The organism is Paraburkholderia sp. TE9906 (assembly GCF_056279605.1).
Genome location: NZ_JBWCCT010000010.1, coordinates 1 through 18775 on the forward strand (window position 1 = coordinate 1; position 18775 = coordinate 18775).

The window sequence follows — 18775 nt, forward strand, 5'->3', positions numbered from 1 at the left end:
GCTGCCCGCCGCCTCACACATCGATCCCGTTCGCTAGCAGCCGATCCTCTCGCGCGTCAACAAAATCCGCGACGGTGTAGATCCAATGCTTACGCCACAACTGCGGAGCGTGTCTGCATGCGTGTCAGTACGCACCGCCGCATGAATTCGCCGTCAACGTGCCGCGCTCGATGGCGCAAGTCCGCGTGACCACTTACACGGATTACGCGTGGCCGTCCGCCTTCGGTGCGCTGTACAAGCGCAACGGGCTGGTGCTTGCGCTCGCGCTGGTGCTCGGCTTCACACTGTTCATGACGTTGGGGCTGGCCGCGAACGGCACGCTCTGGGGAACCGTGAACGGCAGCTTCTACGCGATCTTCCCGCATAACCTGCTGGTCGCGCTATTCGCGCCGGTGTTCGTCTTCGCGGCGCTCGCACTCGGTGTCGGCGTGCGCCGCTTCTGGCGGCAGGAGGAGGTTGGTTCGCCTTCCGGCGCCGCATTGAGTGAGGCCGCGCATAACGTGTTGTCGCTCAAGTACCTGGACGGCGGGCACGGAGAAGGATGCAACAACGCGGACGACGCCTTCACGCATGCGCGCAGACGCTTTCATCACCTGACGTTTTACGGCTTCATGCTGTGTTTTGCCGCTACGTCGGTGGCGACGTTGTATCACTATGTGATGGGATGGTCCGCACCGTATGACTTCGTCAGCTTGCCGAAGTTGCTGGGCATGTCGGGCGGAATTCTACTGGCGGTGGGCACGGCTGGGCTCTTCGTGCTCAATCTGCGACGCCATCCGCTGCAGCAGGACCCCGCACAGCGTCCGATGGATCGCGGCTTCATCGCGTTGCTGTTCCTTACCGCTGCGAGCGGCCTCGTGTTGATGCTGACGAGAGGCACTGCCGCGCTTCCGTTGGCCCTGTGCGTCCACCTCGGTTGCGTGATGGCGCTGTTCGCGACGATGCCCTACGGCAAGTTTGCGCATGGCATTTTCCGGTGCGCGGCATTGCTGAAATGGGCGATCGAACGGTGTCAGCCGAACCGGCTGCAACTTGGGGATGATTGACGGGGCGCGCAGGAATCACCGCATGGATATGCTCAAGCGCGAGGACGCGAGCGCCGCAACCTCACGAGGCCGTTTGTGCTTCGTTGCGCGTTGCGTTGCCACTCGATGACCCACCGTGCGAATGTCACGTGCCGGCCGGACCATAAGGCCATGCTACGCAGCTTTCACGAACGCTCGGCCTCGCCGTTTACCGCAGTCTCGACAGTCACGCGTTCGATAGCCTTGAACGTTGCGAGGCGCGCCGGATCGGCGCTCGCCGATGTAATCAGACGCCAGTCGCGCTCGATGGGCGTCCAGTGTTGCTGACGTGCGCGGCCTAGCTTGTCATCATCGGCGAGCACGAAGATTTGCGCCGCCCGTTTGATGATGCAGTCTTTCAGATAGGCCTGCTCCGCGCTGGCTTCACACAAGCCGAACTCGGCAACCACGCCATCGGCGCCAAGGAACGCCTTGTCCACGCTCAGCCGGCTGAGCGTCAGCTCGGCAAGCGGTCCGAGCGTGCTCATGCTCGAACTGCGCAGGTCGCCGCCGATCAGCGTCAGGTGCACGCCCGGCGCACTGGCGAGCGTCATGACAGCGAGCAGGTTGTTGGTCACGACGCGCAGATCAAGCCGTGAGACCAGGTGCCGGGCCAGCGCGGCACACGTCGTGCCGCCGTCGAGCAGCACGGTATCGCCGTCATGCACGTGGGCCGCCGCGGCCTTGGCAATCGCTTCCTTCTGTTCGCGCTGCGTCGACTTGCGTTCCTCGAGCGACGCTTCCGGCTCGTGCGAGCCGATCAGCGCCGTCGCGCCGCCGTAAGTGCGCACCAGCCGGCGCTGGTTGGCGAGCGTCGTGAGGTCGCGCCGGATCGTCGCTTCCGATACGCCGAGAGCGACCCCGAGCTCTTCCACGTTGGCGTCGCGGGTCAGGATGAGATCGAGGATCGCGCGGTGGCGTTCGGACGCTTTCATGTTTTTCGTCATGCGTGAACAAGGCTGCCGATGTTACACCACGGCGCCGCGCACCACGCGAGGCAATCACCCGCGGCGCGTCGCGAGTTCGGCGCCTTGGCGCAGTGCTTCGAGCAAACTGCCTTCGTCGGCGATGCCCTTGCCCGCGATGTCGAACGCCGTGCCGTGATCCACCGACGTGCGGATCACTTCGAGCCCGACCGTCACGTTCACGCCGGCTTCGAGTCCGAGCACCTTGACCGGGCCGTGACCCTGGTCGTGATACATCGCGACGACGAGATCGAAGTCGCCGCGGCCGGCGCGGAAAAACAGCGTATCGGCGGGCAGGGGGCCGGTCACGTCGAGGCCGCGCTCCTGCAATACCTTGACCGCCGGAATGATCTTTTCCTCTTCCTCACCGTAGCCGAACAGGCCGTTTTCGCCCGCGTGCGGGTTGATGCCGCACACGCCGATGCGCGGTCGCTCGATGCCGGCCTTGATCAGCGTGTCGTTGCCGCGCTCGATCGTGCGTTGCACGAGACCGGGTTCGATCTTGCGGATCGCGTCGATGATGCCGATGTGGGTCGTCACGTGAATCACGCGCAGTTGCGGCGCGACCAGCATCATCGAGACTTCGTCGACGCCCGTCAGGTGCGCGAGCATTTCCGTGTGACCCGGAAACTTGTGGCCACCCGCGTGCAGCGCTTCCTTGTTCAGCGGCGCCGTGCAGATCGCGTCGATCTGTTTGGCCTCGGCCAGTTCGACTGCGCGCGCGATATAGCGGTACGCTGCATCGCCCGCGACGGCCGACAGCTTGCCGAACGGCATGTCGGCAGGAATCAGGCCGAGGTCGATACAGTCGATCGTTCCCTGTTCGTAACGCGCTTCGGACGCTTCCTTGATGCGCCGGATCTTCGCGCTGCCGCCGACAATCACGTTCGCCTGTTCGAGCCGGCCCGCGTCACCGATCACGAGCGGACGGCATTGCTGATAGACGGTGTCGTGAGTCAGGCTCTTGACGACGATTTCGGGACCGACGCCGGCGGCGTCGCCCATCGTGATGCCGATGACAGGAAGATAGTTGCTCATGATGTTTTGCCCGAATCCTTGATTGCGTTTGTCTTGCGTACTCGATCGCATGAAGTGCCGCGATCAGATTGAATGGTGTGGGACTGCGCCGGCGCCGGCTTCTTCGTGAAGATAGTTCCATGCCGCGTACAGCGCGTGATCCGTGCCGAACGCCCCCGCTTTCGTGACGACCCGCAGGTGTTGCGGAACGTTTGCACCGACCGGGCGCCCGACCGCAACCCCCGCTTCGATTTCCGCGAGCAGCTCCAGACCGCCGATGCCGACCGTGCCGAGCATTGCCCGCGCCGTTTCACCGCCGGTCGCGACGAGGCCGCCCAACGCGGCAAAATGCGGCTTCGCGAGCGCGGCCAGCGCGGAAGAAAGCAGGGCGCCCTCGGCGGCGTCGAATGCGTCGTCGCGGCCGATGCGCAGCAGCAGATCAGCGCGTTCGCCCAGCGTCGCGGCGATGCGCGCCTGCCAGGCGGGCCAGTCCGCGTGGCGCTCCTGTTGACGCAGCACGGCGGGCGGCACGATCAGTTCATGCACGTGGCCGCGTTCGCGCAGCATCGCGCATTGGCGTTCAGAGACGGCCGACAGACTGCCCACGAGGATCAGCACCGGCGCATCGTGCGCATCGTGCGTGGCGTGCGTCGTTCGTTCGTGCCGCGCGTGGCCGTCGAACAGGCCCGGCAGGCTCGCCATTTCGCGCGCAAGGCCGCCCGAGCCGACCCAGAACAGCGGGGTATCCATGCGTGTCGTGACCTGCGCGAGCGTGAGCAGGTCATCACCCGTTTCCGCGTCGACGATCAGCGCTTGCGTGCCGCTTGCCGCAGTTGCCGCGATCCGCCTGGCCAGTGCGTCGCCGCCCTGGCGCAATGCATCCAGATCGAGATGGGCGCTCGACAGGCCGGCTTCGGCCAGCATGATGCGCGGCTCGGCCGGGCGACCGGCGTGTTCGAGCTTCCACGTATCCGTCGTGTCGAGCGGCTTGCCATGCACGATCACATGACCGCCGCGCAACGTGCGGCCGGTGGCGGGGAACGCCGGCGCGACGATGGCGAGACCGGCGAGCGGCTGCAAGGCGGCGACTTCGGCGGCCCAATTGCCGCGCAGTGTCGAATCGATTTTCTTGTACAGGCGCCGGCCCGGCGCGTGCAGCGTGCTCCAGACTTGGGCCGTGCGCACGCCTGCTGCCGCTGGTGTGAGGCGGCGCGTGTCGGTATCGGCGGCGATCACGTCGGCATCGAGCGAATCGACGGCGTCGAGCGTGACCACCGTGCGATATCCCGCGCTCGCGAAGCCGATGGCGCAATCGGCCGCGCCGGACAGATCGTCCGCGATGATCAGCATGCTCATCGTGCAAGTTCCCCTGCCTTGCGGCGTTCAGGTATCCGTTTGGCGACGGCCGCGGTGAGGAGCGGCGAAAGTATCGCGGTCACCACCACGCAGGCGGCAACGAGGAGTGTCGCGCTTTTCGCCGCTTCCGCGTAGACCGGATTGGCCGCGGCGATGAGCGCCGGCACCGCCGCCGCGTTGCCCGCTGTATTGGCGGCCGCCGTGCCGGCTACGCCGGTGCCGCCCGTCAGGCGGTCCACCAGGTAAAGCGGAATGCCGGTCACGATGACAACGGCAATGCCGAGTCCGATGCCGAGCAAGCCGGCTTGCCAGACCTTGTGCAAATCGAGACTCGCGCCGAGCGCCAGCGCGAAGAACGGAATCATCACCGGCACGGCCCTGCTGAGGAAGTCGCGCATCTCGCGATCGAGATTGCCGAGCAACATGCCGACAGCGAGCGGCAGGATGCTGCCGACCAGCGTCGGCCACGGGAACGCGGACAGGCCTGCGACACCCAGCGTGACCATGGTGAGAAACGGTCCCGACTCGAGCGACATGATCGTGTAGGCGCCGACGTCTTCCGAGCGGCCGTACTGGCCCATCAATGCCATGTAGAGTCCGCCGTTCGTGTCGTTCATCGCGGCGACGACGGCGAGCGTCGAGATGCCTGCGAACAGCCCCGACGAGATCGGCTGTTCGCCGAGAAAGTGGCCCAGTACGACACCGGCCACGACCGCCGCGCCGACTTTCGTTGCGAGCAAGGCGCCGCCTTTCTTGAGCAGATAGGGGGTGGCCTTGACATCGATGCTCGCGCCCATGCACACGTAGAACACGGCGAGGATCGGCAGCGCGCCGGTGAACAACGCGTTGGTGAACGAACCGAAGAACTTCGGCATGCCGGGCAGAAAAGTCGCCACCAGCGATCCGAGTAGCAGCGGCACGATCATCATCCCGCCGGGTACGCGCTCGATTGCGCGCTTTATATGTATTTGGGCCATGCGAGTCTCCTGATTGATCGGCAGAATGATCGAATCAGTCACTATTTTGATTGAATCGATCAAATTGGATGGTACCTCTTCGCTCGGGAATGCGCAAATCGAGCATTGTTTTGATCGATTCGCGCAGTGCGGTGATTTCAGGAGGAGCGGACCTGGCATCGGCGAGGGCGCCGGTTTTCTTCGGTCGCGGATGTCCGCACGCGTTGCCCGGCGTTGCAGGCAATGAGGCACCGGGAGGAGGTAGATCGTGCTGCAGGGAAGCCGAACTAGTGAGGCGGGCGCGTCATTCGTGAGACTCAAAAATCCAAATTGATGGCCTGCCTGGACTTGGATGATGGTCCATCGCTAAGGCCTGAAACCGGCCAGAAGACGCTTTTGAAATATCGTGTCGGCTTCGTTCGTGGCGTGCATTAACCGCGTAGAACATGGTGAACGATACCTTCTGCAAGCTGCCGTGGCTCGTCGAACATGGTCGCAAGCTCAAACAACATGACAAACAGGCAGGCGTACGAAATTTTTGGATACCTGTCGATGAGTCGCACGATGGCCGGAGCGAATCGCTCCATGATCGGTCTTCGCGTTACCACCCAGGTCACGCCGACGCCGAGGATCATTCCTGCCAGAACGTCGCTCGGATAGTGCAAGCCTAGATAAACGCGCGGAATACTGATAAGGAAGATGCAGTGCAGCAGCGCGACCACGCCCATCCATCTGGAGACGAGAAATATTCCCATCGCGACCGCCGCCCAGATCATGGCATGGTCGCTAGGAAACGAACTCCAGGTTCGAAGAACCGCTTCCGGAGCGGCCGCTATCGGAAACGTCAGGCCGAGGCTCGGGTCGTAGAGGGGGCGTTGGCGGAAGGGCAAACCGTAAGCGAGAACCCTGCCGATGAAGAGTGCCAGCAAACCGCCCAGCACGGTGGCAACAACCATCTCCCGTTGCCACTGCCGACGCTCCCTTGTGTCGAACCAGATGGCACACAGCATGGCTAGTGGCAGCACACCCTTGAACAGGTAGAAGTCCGCAGCGAGCCTGACTGCGTGGTTGAAAGACTCCGAGTGCATCGCATGGTGTGTGACGACGGTCAGTATTGACGAGTCGAAGCTGTTCATGATTTGGCCTTGGCGGGGCATGTTGATTTACGAATCGCCTACGTGTCGGTGGAGGCGGCCAGTTGCAACGGAACGCGAACTGAACGGTATGCTTGCACTTCGCAATTCGTTAATATGTTTGCGAGCGTACATCCGTTCATAAAATTGTCACCTGCGGGTTTTTCTCCGTGACATCGTTGGGAACCCCCGGTTACAGGCGGCACCGCTCATCCTTGGCGTTGGCATGCCAGATCTGCGGCGCGCCAAGAGGGCGGCCGGTTTGGAAGCGGCTATGTTCTGAACCACAAGCCGCCGCATGATCAGTCGGCGTCGTAGGGTAGTGCGCGACAATCGCCAGGCACCTTGATATCGACGCGGGCCGCGCTCGCGCGGCGGACAAATCCGCAGAGTGCCACGCAAGCAATTTGTAATAGACGCGGCAGTCGCGCGAAGGGCTGCAATGTCTTCGACGTCGTATCCAGAGCGCGCCCCGGCGGCCCCTCCCTCACAAATCAATCTGCCAGGCATATCAGTCGCGCTTCCGACACGCTGCGTCTCCTCACATTCAATCGCATTGCCGGAGCCCGGCAAGTTGTGTATCGCGAACTCGGATATTCAAACTTCGCGCCTTTGAGAAATGTCTGCACATCTACCGCGAATTTTCTGTAAGCGTGACGTAGCACGCTTCTGAAAAAGTGCTGCTCACTCCCGCGAGGCGACCGCCGCAAGTGAGGGAATACCCTCTCATCGTCTTGCTTGAACGCCCGCAAAGTCGTGTGCTACAGTAAAAATTGTTACCGGTAACTAAAATCCGGCAAATCAAAGCCCGATCACTTCAGAAACCCCCTCTCTGATGAGCATTATTCAAAACCCTGTTCTGCGCGGCTTCAATCCAGATCCCTGTGTGTGTCGCGGTAAAGACGCGTGGTACATCGCCGTATCGACGTTCGAATGGTATCCGGGCGTTCTGATCTACGAATCGAAAGACTTCGTCAACTGGGAGCTCAAGGCCACGCCACTGGACCGACTTTCGCAGCTGAACCTCATTGGCGAACAACCTTCCGGCGGCATCTGGGCGCCAGCCTTGTCGTATCACGATGGCCTCTACTGGCTCGTCTATACCGACACGAAGGCATGGAAAGGCGAACAGAAGATTTCGCCGCTGCGCGACATGCACAACTATCTCGTGACGGCCCCTGACATTACCGGCCCGTGGTCGGAGCCAGTGCATCTCGTGTCAGGCGGATACGACCCGTCGCTGTTTCACGATGAAACGGGCAAGAAGTGGCTGGCGTATATTCGCCGCGATTTCAGGGGCATCCACGCGGATCTTTTCGCGGGCATCATTCTGCGCGAGTACTCGGTGGAGGAGCAGAGGCTGGTCGGCGAAGAGCGTGTCATCTACAAAGGAGCGAATCTGAAGACCGATTACTTCATGAAGTGCCAGATCTACGAAGCCCCGCATCTGATGAAGAAGGGAGAGTGGTATTACCTCATCACCGCGGAAGGCGGGACGGGCTATACCCATGCGACCTGCGTGTCCAGGTCGCGCAATATTTTCGGGCCCTACGAGTTTCATCCAGAAACGCCCATGCTGACCTCGCGCGAGGCAAGCGGACGAATCCAGCGTACCGGTCACGGCAATCTGGTCGAAGGTCCGCATGGCCAGTGGTATATGACGTACCTCGGTTCCCGGCCGATCGACGCGCAGACGAAGCGCTCACCGCTAGGCCGGGAGACCTGTATTGCGTCGATTGAGTGGCGCAACGAATGGCCTTGTCTCAGCGGCGCGGGTGTGATTCCATCGGAGTCCTTCACGGTCGATTCCGACGTCGAGCAGAACCTCGATAGCAGCTGGCATATCGATTTCAACCACTGCGCCACGCTGCCTCTGGAACTGCAGAGTCTGCGAGCGCCGAAGAGCGACACCTGGTGCAACCTGAAGGAACGCCCCGGCTACCTGCGCATACGTGGCCAGGAGTCGCCGACGTCGCGCTTTCATCAAAGCCTGTTGGCGTGCCGCGTGCGTGACTGGCAATTCGAAGTCGAAACGACGCTGGAGTTCTCGCCCAGCTCGTATCTGCACATGGCCGGACTGATGGCGCGATACGACGAGAGCACGTTCCACTACCTGTTCATCACCCGCGACGACGACGGTACGAAAATCCTCTCCTACATGGAGATGGATGCGGGCAGCTTCGCCTATGACAATCGCCTTGCCGTCCTGCCGGAAGGCTGCGAGACCAGCTTGCGGGTGCGCGTGGAGAACACGAAACTGCGCTTCTCCTATCGCTCGGACGAGGGCGCCTGGATAGAGGTCGGCGTGGAAAAGGATTTCACCAGGCTAAGCGATGAATATGCGACTCCCATTGGTTTCACGGGGGCTTTCGTGGGGATCACGGTCAACGACATGCTCGGCTTCCGTGAGCCGGCTGACTTTAGACTTTTCTCGTATCGCCAGTTGCCGGGGTAGGGATTGAGTCCCCGCAATTTTGCAATGAGCCCGTGAACCTCGCATCGGCGGCTTCGTGCCGATCTGCGAGGTCGCCAGTCAGGGACAGTCGTGTGGGCAACCCATAGCACGGCGTCGACGAATTCCCTGTTACCGGCTGCTTGTCCGGGCGTGACTTCCTGCCGTGTCCGGCAGCACCTGCGCAGTGCGCTCGGGTCTTTCACCTCACAGAAACCTTTGAACCATTCCGGCTGCGAAAAATACGAGAACGTGAACAGCTTCACGAAAACTTGACGAGCCTTTGCACCGTCACTCGTTGTCACCGGACCAATTGAAGGCTTTGCTATTTTTGCGGCAATCACGCATTAACGTTCCAAAATACAATCAAGGAGACGAAGTGACACGCAAAATCATCGGTCTGAGATGGTGGATCATCGGGACCATCATGCTCGCTTCATGCCTGAATTTCCTGACCCGAAGCACGCTTGCGGTCACCGCTCCAACGCTCACCACGCAGTTGCACTTGACCGCGCAGCAATACTCTTATGTGCTGAGTGCCTTTACCGCCACGAACGCTTTGCAGCCAATCACCGGTTATGTCATCGATGTGATCGGGCTGAAGTCGGGCTTTGCGCTCTTCTGCTTCGCGTGGTCGGTCATCACCATGTCTCATGGTTTGGTCCACTCGTGGCAGGGCCTGGCAGTGGCGCGGGGGCTTCTCGGCTTGCCCGAGGGGGCGGTCCATCCTGCGGGGATGAAGGCCACATCGCAGTGGTTCCCCGCGAAGGAGCGGGGCCTCGCGGGCGGCATCTATAACATTGGTGCGTCGTTGGGTTCGATGCTCGCGCCGCCGCTCGTCGTCTGGGCAACGCTGTTCTACAACTGGCAATTCGCCTTCGTGCTCACTGGTGGACTCGGCTTCATATGGTTGGCCCTGTGGCTGTGGCTCTATGACTCGCCGGAGAAGCACCGCGCCATTTCCTCTCGCGAGAAGGAATACATACTTTCCGGTCAGGAAAAGCATTTGCAGGCGAGCGCGGCACGACCGTCCATCTATTCAATCATCAGTCAACGCAATTTCTGGGGCATCGCCTTGCCGCGATTCCTCGCTGATCCGACGTGGATCACGCTCAGCTTCTGGCTTCCGCTCTATCTGAGTACGGTACGGCATATGGATCTGAAGCAGATCGCCCTGTTTGCATGGCTACCATTCCTTGCAGCGGATATCGGCAGCGTTTTTGGCGGGGCACTCGTCGCAGCACTGCTTAAATATACCGGGATGAGTGTGGTCAACGCCCGACGGTGCGTCTTCACCTTCGGTGCTGCGATGATGTTGCCCGTGCCGCTCGTCGGATTTGTTGAGCATCCCTTGACGGCCATCGCGCTGCTATGTCTGGGCGGTTTTGCTCACCAGACGTTATCGGTGACTGTTATCACCATGTCGAGCGACCTGTTTCGAAAAAACGAGGTTGCAACCGTGACTGGTTGCGTGGGGACCGTGAGCGCCATCGGTCAATTCTGCTTTACGTTGGTCGTTGGAGCAGTGGTCAGTCATGTTGGCTACAAGCCGATTTTCATTCTTCTGGCCGTATTTGATCTGGTGGGTGCGGCTGTGCTGTGGACGTTTGTTCGCGTCAAACTAGACCAGATCATTCCACCAGCGCACGCGCCGGAAACCAGTCCGGCGCTTCTGAAGCAGTAGGCGTAGTCGACCAGTGAGAGCCTGGCGTAACAACCTTTACCTCTACATAAGGGCTGGACATGGATTTTTTGAGCGTCACCGGAAATCAGATCATCGATGCTAAAGGAGAGAGGGTCCGCCTCAGAGGAACCTGTCCGGGCGGCTGGATGAATATGGAGGACTTCATTAACGGCTACCCGGGAGCGGAACATACACTCCGCGCCGAAATGAAGTCAGTTTTGGGCGTCGCCAAGGCAGAATTCTTTTTCGAGCGTCTGCTCGATCATTTCTTTAACGAGAGCGACGTCATCTACCTCAAGCGTATGGGCGCGACAGTAGTCCGCCTTCCGCTGAATTTCCGTCACTTCGAGGATGAGAGTGCGCCCTTTCAATACAATGAAAAGGGCTTTGCCCGTCTGAATCAGGTGCTCAAATGGTGCGAGAGGCACGGTGTTTATGCCATTCTCGATTTGCACGCAGTTGCCGGATGGCAAAACGTCCATTGGCACTCGGACAACGCCTCCCGCATCAATCTGTTTTGGGAGAGCGCGCATTATCAGGACCGCTTCATCGCGCTGTGGCAGGAGTTTGCGCGCCGCTATCGGGACGAAGCGGTGGTTGCCGGCTACAACCTGATGAACGAACCGTGCGTCAATAACTACAGGGGGGATCAGCCGTGGAACATCTACAGGAACTACCAGCCTGACTGGGCGCGCTTTAATGCGCTTTACAAGCGGGCGGTTACGGCGGTACGCGAGATAGACGCGAAGCACATTATCTTTCTCGAAGGCGACTGCTACTCACAGCTGTTCGCGGGCATGGACGCGCCGTTTGCCGATAATCTCGTGTATAGCAGCCACAACTATACGTCGTGCGGATTCGGGCCGGGCTCCTATCCCGGCGTTATCCAGTCACAGTCCGCCAGGACGGAGGAATTGACCGAATTCTGGGATCTTGCGCGACAGGAGCGAACATTCCTCGATCACGAGGGTACGGTGTTCACGCAAAAGCACGGTGTGCCGCTCTGGGTTGGGGAATTCGGCTCTGCTTACAACGGTGCAACGGAAGAAATTCCTGACCGGTTGCGCGCGATGGATGATCAGATCTCCATTCTTGAGCGCCACGGTGCCCATTGGACGACATGGAACTACAAGGACGTCGGAGTCATGGGCATGCTCACGGTCGATCCGGATTCCCCGTACATGCAGCTTGTTGGCGATCTCATTCGCAAGAAGGAAATGATCGGTACCGATGACTGGATGCACTGGTTGCCAATGACGCCAGTCAAGGACGCGGCTGTCCAGCTGGCCGACCAGATTCGGGCCATCATCGGCGATGAAGAGCAGTCACAGGCGTACACCCGTCGTTGTCTCAGCCAAAATCTGATGTGCTTCTTCGTCGGTGGCCTGATGCAGCCGGCTTACGCGAAACTATTCAAGGGACTCTCGGAAAGTCAGATTGACCATATCTTGATGTCCTTTTCGCGTGAGCAATGCAGGCCGAACGAGGGGCTCACCCCTATCTTGAAGAAATATATGGCGTACCCCGCCTGATGTGGCTGTCCCGGCGTCGATGTGGTTCGACGCCGCTAGTATTGCAGCAAGTACAAGGCTCAGATGTCGTGCGGTCCTCCTGTGATTTCACGCGCCGCTACCGGGATTATTTCAGCGCCTTAAAAAACGACGATACCAGTACGCTATCGCGCCGCTCCCGCAAGCAGCACACGTGAATGTGTGTGCTAACCGGATCTCCGTCGATCCGCAACGGCCGCAGCCTGTCATCGGGAACGTATTCGGATTGCGACACCGTCCCCACACCCAACCCACGCGCAACGGCCTCGCGCAACGCTTCACGGCTGCCTATCTCCATTGCCGTGCGCGGATTCAATCCCGCATCGATAAAGGCGGTTTCGAGCGCCTTGCGCGTTGTCGAGCCGGGTTCGCGCATCAATAGCGGCTCGGCAGCGAGTTCGTCGAGGGTGATCGTGTCGCGAGAGGCGAGCTTGTGTGCGCAATTGACGAACGCTATGACCGGATATCGCGCATACGGTTGCATGTGATAACGCTCGTCGTCGAACACGCTGGCAATCACACCGACATCGCACGCATAGTCGTTCAGGTCGTGTAACACGGCCTCCGAATTGCCGAGCGTAACGGCGAGATGCATATGCGGATATAGCGCGTGATACGACTCGATCATTTCCGTCACGTGAAACGGGCCGACCGCGCCGATCTTCAGCGAGCCATGCTTGAGCGTGCCACTGTCGTGCAGCATCGAATTGGCGTCGGCTTCGAGGCCGCTGATCTGCCGCGCGATCGGCAACAGGTCCATGCCGACTGCCGATAACTCGACACGCCGGCCACGCCGGTGGAACAGTTCGATCCCGTGTTCTTCCTCGAGCGCCTGAATCTGCGACGTGATCGTCGTCTGACTGATCGACAGTGCGCGCGCCGCGGCCGTGAAGCCGCCGTGCTGGACGACTGCGATAAAGCTGCGCAACTGAACGAGTGTCATAGGCGGATAGGCGAATTCATCGCAAATATTGTCCCAGGCGATCCATCGAAAAAATCGGTTGAAACCCAGTAATTAATCGGGTGATTCGATCATAGGTGCGTCATGTGACAAAACTAAGCTGTGTTCATCGACACCTCGCCACTTTTCGGGTCATGAACACGATGCAGCTATCCCCCTTTCAAACCGCCTACTCATACGGGCGCACGTATCGCGGCCCCGTCACGACCGCAATTTTCGACTGGGCCGGCACCGTGCTCGACTTCGGCTGCATGGCGCCAGTCGATGCATTTCGTCAGTGCTTCGCGTCGGCCGGCGTGCCGATCTCCGAAGCCGAGGCGCGCGCGCCGATGGGTGCGGCCAAACGCGAACACATCGTCGCGATTCTGCGGATGCCCGACGTGCAGTTGCGCTGGAAAGCGCGTCACGGCGCGCAATCGAATGATGGCGACGTCGACGCGCTGTACGCCGAATTCCTGCGCGTCGACGAGCGCAACGTAGCGCGCTATAGCGACCTGATTCCGGGCGCGCTCGATTCGCTGGCAGCGCTGCGCGCACGCGGCATCCGCATCGGCAGCACAACCGGCTATCCGCGCGAGGTGATGAACAACCTGCTGCCGATTGCGAGCGACAAAGGCTATCGCCCGGACCATTGCTGCACCGTCAGCGAAGTGTCGCGCGGACGCCCGTTTCCCGACATGTGCCTCGACAACGCGTTGGCGCTCGGTGCGCCCGACGTGCGCGCGTGCGTGGTCGTCGACGATAGCCCAACCGGTCTCGAATCCGGTCTCGCGGCCGGCATGTGGACCGTCGGCATTGCGGCGAGCGGCAACGAAGTGGGCCTCTCGCTGGCCGACTGGCAGTCGCTCGATGATGACGGCCGACGCACGCGGATCGAACCCGCGCGTCAGCGTCTCGCGCGAACTGGCGCGCACTACGTGATCGACAGTATTGCCGATCTGCTGCCAGTGATCGATGCGATCGAAATGCGTCTCGCCGCAGGAGAAAAAACGTGAAAACGTGGAGCTTTCATAACCCCGTGCGGCTGCGTCTCGGCGTCGATACGTTAAACGAAATCGGTACGCTGCTGAACGGCCGCAGTTACGCGGTCGTCACCTACCACGACGCGCCATTCCGCGCGGTGACGCAGCGGATCGAAGCGATTGCAGGTCCCGCGCTCGCGTGTATCGACAACGTCGAAGCGAATCCCTCCATTTCAATGCTGCGCGCCGCGTGCGCGCAACTCGCCGCATTGCCTCAATTGCCCGAGGTGCTGGTCGCGTTGGGCGGTGGCTCGGTGATGGATTCGGCGAAAGTGCTGGCCGCCGAACACGGCGAGTTCGAGCCAATGCTCGCGTATCTGACGCAAGGGCGCGAAACCGGCCGCCGCGCGTTGCCGATCATCGCCGTTCCTACCACGTCCGGCACGGGTAGCGAAGTCACGTCGTGGGCCACCGTGTGGGACCCGGAGAACGACCGCAAGCTGTCGTTGTCACGTGACGACCTGTACCCGGAGGCGGTGCTGGTCGATCCGCGCCTCGTGGTCGGCCTGCCGCGCGTGCAGACCGTGGCGAGCGGACTCGACGCGTTGTCGCATGCACTCGAAAGTCTGTGGAACGTGCATGCCAATCCGGTCACGCGCGGCCTCGCTGTCGAAGCCGCGCGCGAAATCATCGCCGCGCTGCCGCAAGTCGCCGCCGCGCCCACGAATCTCGACGCCCGTAGCCAGATGGCGCTCGGTGCGTTGCGGGCGGGTCTCGCGTTCTCGAATACGCGGACCGCGCTCGCACACAACATTTCGTATGCAATCACCCTCGGCCACGGCGTGCCGCACGGTCTTGCATGTTCGTTCTGTCTGCCCGCCGTGATGCAGGCTGCTATCGGCGCCGATCCGGCGTGCGACGCCGCGCTCGGAGCAATTTTCGGCTCGCTGGAACATGCGCCGCAACGTCTCACCGAATTCCTGCGACTGCTGGACGTCGATACGCACCCGGCCGCTTACGGTCTGGCGTCAGCCGAATGGACCGGCATTGTCGACGAAGCATTCGACGGCGCACGCGGTCGGAATTTCATTGGCTCGCGTGCCCGCTTTCCCTCTTTCGATTTCGAACCGATGTTGCTCAAGGAACCATCGTGAACTCTAGAAACACGACGCAAACCGACGCGCTCGCGCGTCTCGACAACATGCCGTGGACTCGCTTTCATACCTTGCTGATCGTCGCATTGGGCGTTGGCTGGGCGCTCGATTCGTTCGAGACCAATATCATCGGCAGCGTATTCGGCGTTTTGAAGATGCAGTGGCATTTGAGCGCCGGGCAGGGCTCCATCGCCGTCAGCGTGTGGGTGTTCGGGATGCTGGTGGGGGCGATCGGCTTCGGTTATCTGGCCGACCGGTTTGGCCGCAAGCGGCTCTTTCTCGCCACGTTGCTCTGGTACGCCGCGTTCAGCGTGATGACCGTGTTCTCATGGAACTTCGACTCGTTCCTGTTCTTTCGCGCGATGACCGCGTTGGCCGTAGGCGGCGAATATTCGGCCGTCACCGCGACGATGGGCGAATTCGTTCCAAAGCGGCATCGCGGCAAAACCGATTCGCTGATTCTGTCGGGCTTTCCGCTCGGTGCGCTGCTGTCGGCCGCTGTGTCGTATCTGGTGCTGAACAACCTGCCAGCCGACATATCGTGGCGGGTCGGCTTCGGTCTCGGAACGACGATGGCATTGCTGTTCTTCTGGATTCGCAGAGTGATTCCGGAGTCGCCGCGCTGGTTGCTGCAACAAGGCCGCGTGAAAGAAGCGGAAGCAGTCGTCGATCAGATTGTGAGCAGTGCTTCGCCGGAGCAGGCAGCGCAAGCGGGGCGACGTTATCCCTCGGTCGGATTCATGCCTGAACAGGCCGCGTTCTGGCGCAACGTGCGGGCGCTCTTTGGCGAATATCGAGGACGCTGCCTGGTGGCCAGCGCATTCAATTTCTCGCAGGCGGCCGTTGTATATGGGGTGCTTTCGCTGATGGCTCTGGTGATTCTGCCGTTCATGAAAGTGCCGGCCGGCGATATGCCGCTCTACTACATGTACGGCAACGCAGCGGCGCTGATGGGCGGCGTGACCGCCTCGGTACTGGTCGAGCGTTGGGGGCGGCGCGCATCGCTGTTCGTCAGCTACACGTTCACGACGTTGTCGATTCTCGTTATCTACGGCACAAGTTCGCTGCCCGGCATGGTGATCGGCTATTGCATGATCCAGTTCGGCGTGACATGGGCCTATATTTCCGGCTACGTCGTCTCGTCCGAAATTCTACCGACTCGTGTGCGGGCGACGGGGTTAGGTGTTTCCGTGGCCGTGGGACGCGTCGGCGCGGTCGTGGCACCGCTGATGCTGACGAATGCGTATGCGAGTTCGGGCACGCCGTCGTCGGCACTGATTGCGCTGCTGGTGCTAGCGTTGCCGGGGCCGATTGCGGCTGCGTACTGGTGGATTCGTGGGAACGAGACACGCAATGTCTCGCTGGAAACGGGGAGCGGGCAGGTTATTGCCGGTGCATTGCAGTAGGAAATCCGGATGAGGCGGTCGGTGAGCCAGCCGCTTCGCTCAACCGCCCCAGCCACGATGCCTTCGTCCTTGAACAACCTTAGCGGTACTGGCGGTATGAACCAGCCAAGACACCACCCTGAAATGGCCGTTGCCGCCACATTCGCACCTGGATCATCGCTTGTGCCGGCGAGGTCCGACACCTGCGTATAAGACAGCGGCCGCGACAGGGGCTGAATGAACGTGCACATGCGTTCGAGCGAACTCAGTTTCGCGGGCGAGTGATCGTTTGCAAAAAAACGCCGCGAGTCTTGTGAACTCGTGGCGTTTTTTCCGACAATTGTCAGTGCAATCCGGACGACGATGATTGATAGTCGATAATCAATCAGTAGTCCCAAAGCACAGGCACAAAACGGAAGCTTTCACCGTTCTTTGCAACGTGACCGATGGACGGGAACGCGACATGCGCTGCGGCCAGCAGAGCGCCGGTTTCGGCGGCTTCGTTGAGCAGCGCGATACGCACGTCCGCAGCGACGTCAGGATCGTGCTCGAAGCCATTTTGCCATTCGGGATTGTCGAAGTTGACTTCGAAAATCGCGTCGCCTACGAACGTCAGCTTCTCGCCGTTCGATGCGATGTCCACGACGCAGTGCCCCGGCGTGTGCCCACCCGTCACGCGTGCCGACACGCCCGCTGCGACTTCCACGGTCTGATCGAACTGCAGGATGTTTTCATCGTAGAGTTTTACGAACTTTGCAGCCGCTTTGCGAAGCGCGGGAGGAACCGTTTCCGGCATCACCGTCCTGCTGAAATCCGGATTTTTCCAGAACTCCACTTCCGCGGCCGCCACGTGAATCCGCACGTCCGGGCTCAGCCTGGCTTTGACGCCATCAACGGTCAGCCCACCGACGTGATCCATGTGCATATGCGTAATCACGATGTCGGTGATCGCAGCCAGGTCGATGCCCGCCGATTCCAGGCGCATCACCGACTGACCGGCGCGAGTGAAATATTCGAAACCATCGCCCACGCCCGAGTCGATCAGGATCAGGCGTTCGCCACTGCGCACGAGCGCGATATTCAGCGCCCAGTCGAACATGTCACGTTGCAGGAAACGACCGTCGAACCATTCGTTGCGGTCCGCTTCACTGACGTTAGTGGACATGGTGGAGGTCGGCAGCGGCAATACGCCATCGCTGATAAGCACGACGTCGACGTCACCCACGCGCACGGCGTAGCGGGATGGCACGAGTTCGCCTGAGCCTTCTTTGCCAAGGCTGACCGTAACCGGCTTCACATTGCGGGTTGTTTCGCTCATCTTCAATACTCCTGTTGATTAAGTGGGGTAAGCCGCACTGCGCGGCACGGTTCACGAGCACGACCACGAATTTCGCGCGTTTCGTTTTGCTCGCGTTTCGACCGACCGTATGAAAGATTCTAGTCAGCGGAGGCGAATGCCAGTAGCGCTGCGAATGTGTTCAGCATGTTGTCCGAACGACAACAATCGACGACGGACAGGCAATGAGATGCGACGCGAGTAACAGGCTTAGTGATTAGCGGTTCCGTAGGAAACTCTTCATCCATGAGGCGTCCACTCCATTAACGGATCTATCCGACGCCGTCAGCGCCTAGGCTACTTGGAGACGGTTTCATAAGGGCTGTCGGTGTGCCGGAGGGTATGCCAGCAGATCAGGCAGCAACCGAGTTTGGGGATGGCCTCGTGAATGTCAGCACGGCGCTCGAAACGAATACGGAAGCGCGGGAAGTGATGCAGCCAGGCATGCGTGCGTTCAACAACCCACCGATATTTGGCACGGGCGCTGCCATGTTCGGTGCGATGCTCGCGATGCCGCTCGGAGTCGTAGCCGCGATCGGCGTAGATCACGCACGGGTGTTGCAGTGGATGGCCGCGCAATCCCCTAGCCGGCGGAGTCGCGTCGATCAGCGGCGCCAATTGCTGACGTCGTTGACGTTCGCGCCTGTCGGGATTGCCGCGAGTGGAGTGCCGTAGGCGTCGGTGACGATGCGGAGCCAGGAACCTCCACGGGCACAGAAGACACCTGCCTGGAAGGGCAGCGCTGCGGATAGGTGCGACGAGGCCGCTTAGTTGTGAGAGAAGCACCACTATTTGCTTAC

At 60.8% G+C, this 18775-nt stretch carries 13 protein-coding genes and 2 pseudogenes; 7 read left to right on the forward strand and 8 right to left on the reverse strand.

Translation table 11 applies throughout. From position 1 onward, the window contains the following. Positions 1 to 89 precede the first annotated feature (89 nt). Positions 90 to 1046, forward strand: a pseudogene (gene tcuB, locus ACZ9H4_RS25270) (tricarballylate utilization 4Fe-4S protein TcuB); the annotation flags it as partial. Positions 1047 to 1210: 164 nt separating this feature from the next. Here tcuB and ACZ9H4_RS25275 read toward each other — a convergent pair. The 5 genes from ACZ9H4_RS25275 to ACZ9H4_RS25295 form a co-directional block, all read right to left on the reverse strand. Then, positions 1211 to 1999: a DeoR/GlpR family DNA-binding transcription regulator gene (locus tag ACZ9H4_RS25275; protein WP_408141161.1), complete on the reverse strand. Its 789-nt coding sequence runs from the start codon at positions 1997 to 1999 to the stop codon at positions 1211 to 1213. A 66-nt stretch (positions 2000 to 2065) separates the two neighbouring features. Next, positions 2066 to 3067, reverse strand: a complete 1002-nt coding sequence (gene pdxA, locus ACZ9H4_RS25280) for a 4-hydroxythreonine-4-phosphate dehydrogenase PdxA (protein ID WP_408141162.1) — start codon at positions 3065 to 3067, stop codon at positions 2066 to 2068. A 63-nt stretch (positions 3068 to 3130) separates the two neighbouring features. Beyond that, complete coding sequence (locus tag ACZ9H4_RS25285; protein ID WP_408152231.1) at positions 3131 to 4402, reverse strand: four-carbon acid sugar kinase family protein; 1272 nt, start codon at positions 4400 to 4402, stop codon at positions 3131 to 3133. Next, a complete protein-coding gene (locus ACZ9H4_RS25290; RefSeq protein ID WP_408152232.1) occupies positions 4399 to 5379 on the reverse strand; it encodes a 2-keto-3-deoxygluconate permease in 981 nt (326 codons plus the stop codon). Before ACZ9H4_RS25290 ends, ACZ9H4_RS25285 begins: the two co-directional genes overlap by 4 nt. A 410-nt stretch (positions 5380 to 5789) precedes the next feature. After that, the gene (locus tag ACZ9H4_RS25295; protein WP_408141165.1) at positions 5790 to 6494 is read right to left on the reverse strand and encodes a phosphatase PAP2 family protein; all 705 of its coding nucleotides are present in this window, start codon (positions 6492 to 6494) and stop codon (positions 5790 to 5792) included. 832 nt (positions 6495 to 7326) lie between these two features. On the opposite strand from ACZ9H4_RS25295, the gene ACZ9H4_RS25300 reads away from it, so the two are divergent. The 3 genes from ACZ9H4_RS25300 to ACZ9H4_RS25310 all read left to right on the forward strand — a co-directional run bounded on the left by ACZ9H4_RS25300 (position 7327) and on the right by ACZ9H4_RS25310 (position 12159). Continuing rightward, entirely contained in the window at positions 7327 to 8946 is a 1620-nt protein-coding gene (locus tag ACZ9H4_RS25300; protein WP_408152233.1) for a glycoside hydrolase family 43 protein, read from the forward strand. 376 nt (positions 8947 to 9322) lie between these two features. Beyond that, positions 9323 to 10627 (forward strand): MFS transporter, encoded by a 1305-nt coding sequence (locus ACZ9H4_RS25305; RefSeq protein ID WP_476121516.1) that lies wholly within the window; start codon positions 9323 to 9325, stop codon positions 10625 to 10627. A 59-nt stretch (positions 10628 to 10686) separates the two neighbouring features. Continuing rightward, complete coding sequence (locus ACZ9H4_RS25310) at positions 10687 to 12159, forward strand: glycoside hydrolase family 5 protein (RefSeq protein ID WP_408152234.1); 1473 nt, start codon at positions 10687 to 10689, stop codon at positions 12157 to 12159. A gap of 106 nt (positions 12160 to 12265) precedes the next feature. Here the strand turns inward: ACZ9H4_RS25310 and ACZ9H4_RS25315 are convergent, their stop codons facing one another. Then, the gene (locus tag ACZ9H4_RS25315; protein WP_408141169.1) at positions 12266 to 13120 is read right to left on the reverse strand and encodes a LysR substrate-binding domain-containing protein; all 855 of its coding nucleotides are present in this window, start codon (positions 13118 to 13120) and stop codon (positions 12266 to 12268) included. Between the two features lie 161 nt (positions 13121 to 13281). Between ACZ9H4_RS25315 and phnX the strand changes: the two genes are divergently transcribed. The 3 genes from phnX to ACZ9H4_RS25330 are packed head-to-tail and all read left to right on the forward strand — an operon-like array spanning position 13282 to position 16660. Further along, complete coding sequence (gene phnX, locus ACZ9H4_RS25320; RefSeq protein WP_408152235.1) at positions 13282 to 14133, forward strand: phosphonoacetaldehyde hydrolase; 852 nt, start codon at positions 13282 to 13284, stop codon at positions 14131 to 14133. Further along, on the forward strand, positions 14130 to 15254 hold the full coding sequence (gene psrA, locus ACZ9H4_RS25325; protein ID WP_408152236.1) for an iron-containing alcohol dehydrogenase PsrA: 1125 nt from the start codon (positions 14130 to 14132) through the stop codon (positions 15252 to 15254). Before phnX ends, psrA begins: the two co-directional genes overlap by 4 nt. Before the next feature lie 47 nt (positions 15255 to 15301). Beyond that, positions 15302 to 16660 carry an MFS transporter gene (locus tag ACZ9H4_RS25330; RefSeq protein WP_408141268.1) on the forward strand — a complete coding sequence of 453 codons (1359 nt, stop codon included), beginning with the start codon at positions 15302 to 15304 and terminating at the stop codon, positions 16658 to 16660. Positions 16661 to 17024: 364 nt separating this feature from the next. On the opposite strand, the gene ACZ9H4_RS25335 is transcribed toward ACZ9H4_RS25330, so the two are convergent. Together ACZ9H4_RS25335 and ACZ9H4_RS25340 are read right to left on the reverse strand one after the other, a co-directional pair. After that, positions 17025 to 17957, reverse strand: a complete 933-nt coding sequence (locus tag ACZ9H4_RS25335; RefSeq protein WP_408152237.1) for an MBL fold metallo-hydrolase — start codon at positions 17955 to 17957, stop codon at positions 17025 to 17027. Positions 17958 to 18272: 315 nt separating this feature from the next. After that, a pseudogene (locus tag ACZ9H4_RS25340) lies at positions 18273 to 18688 on the reverse strand (transposase); the annotation flags it as partial. Positions 18689 to 18775: the final 87 nt, after the last annotated feature.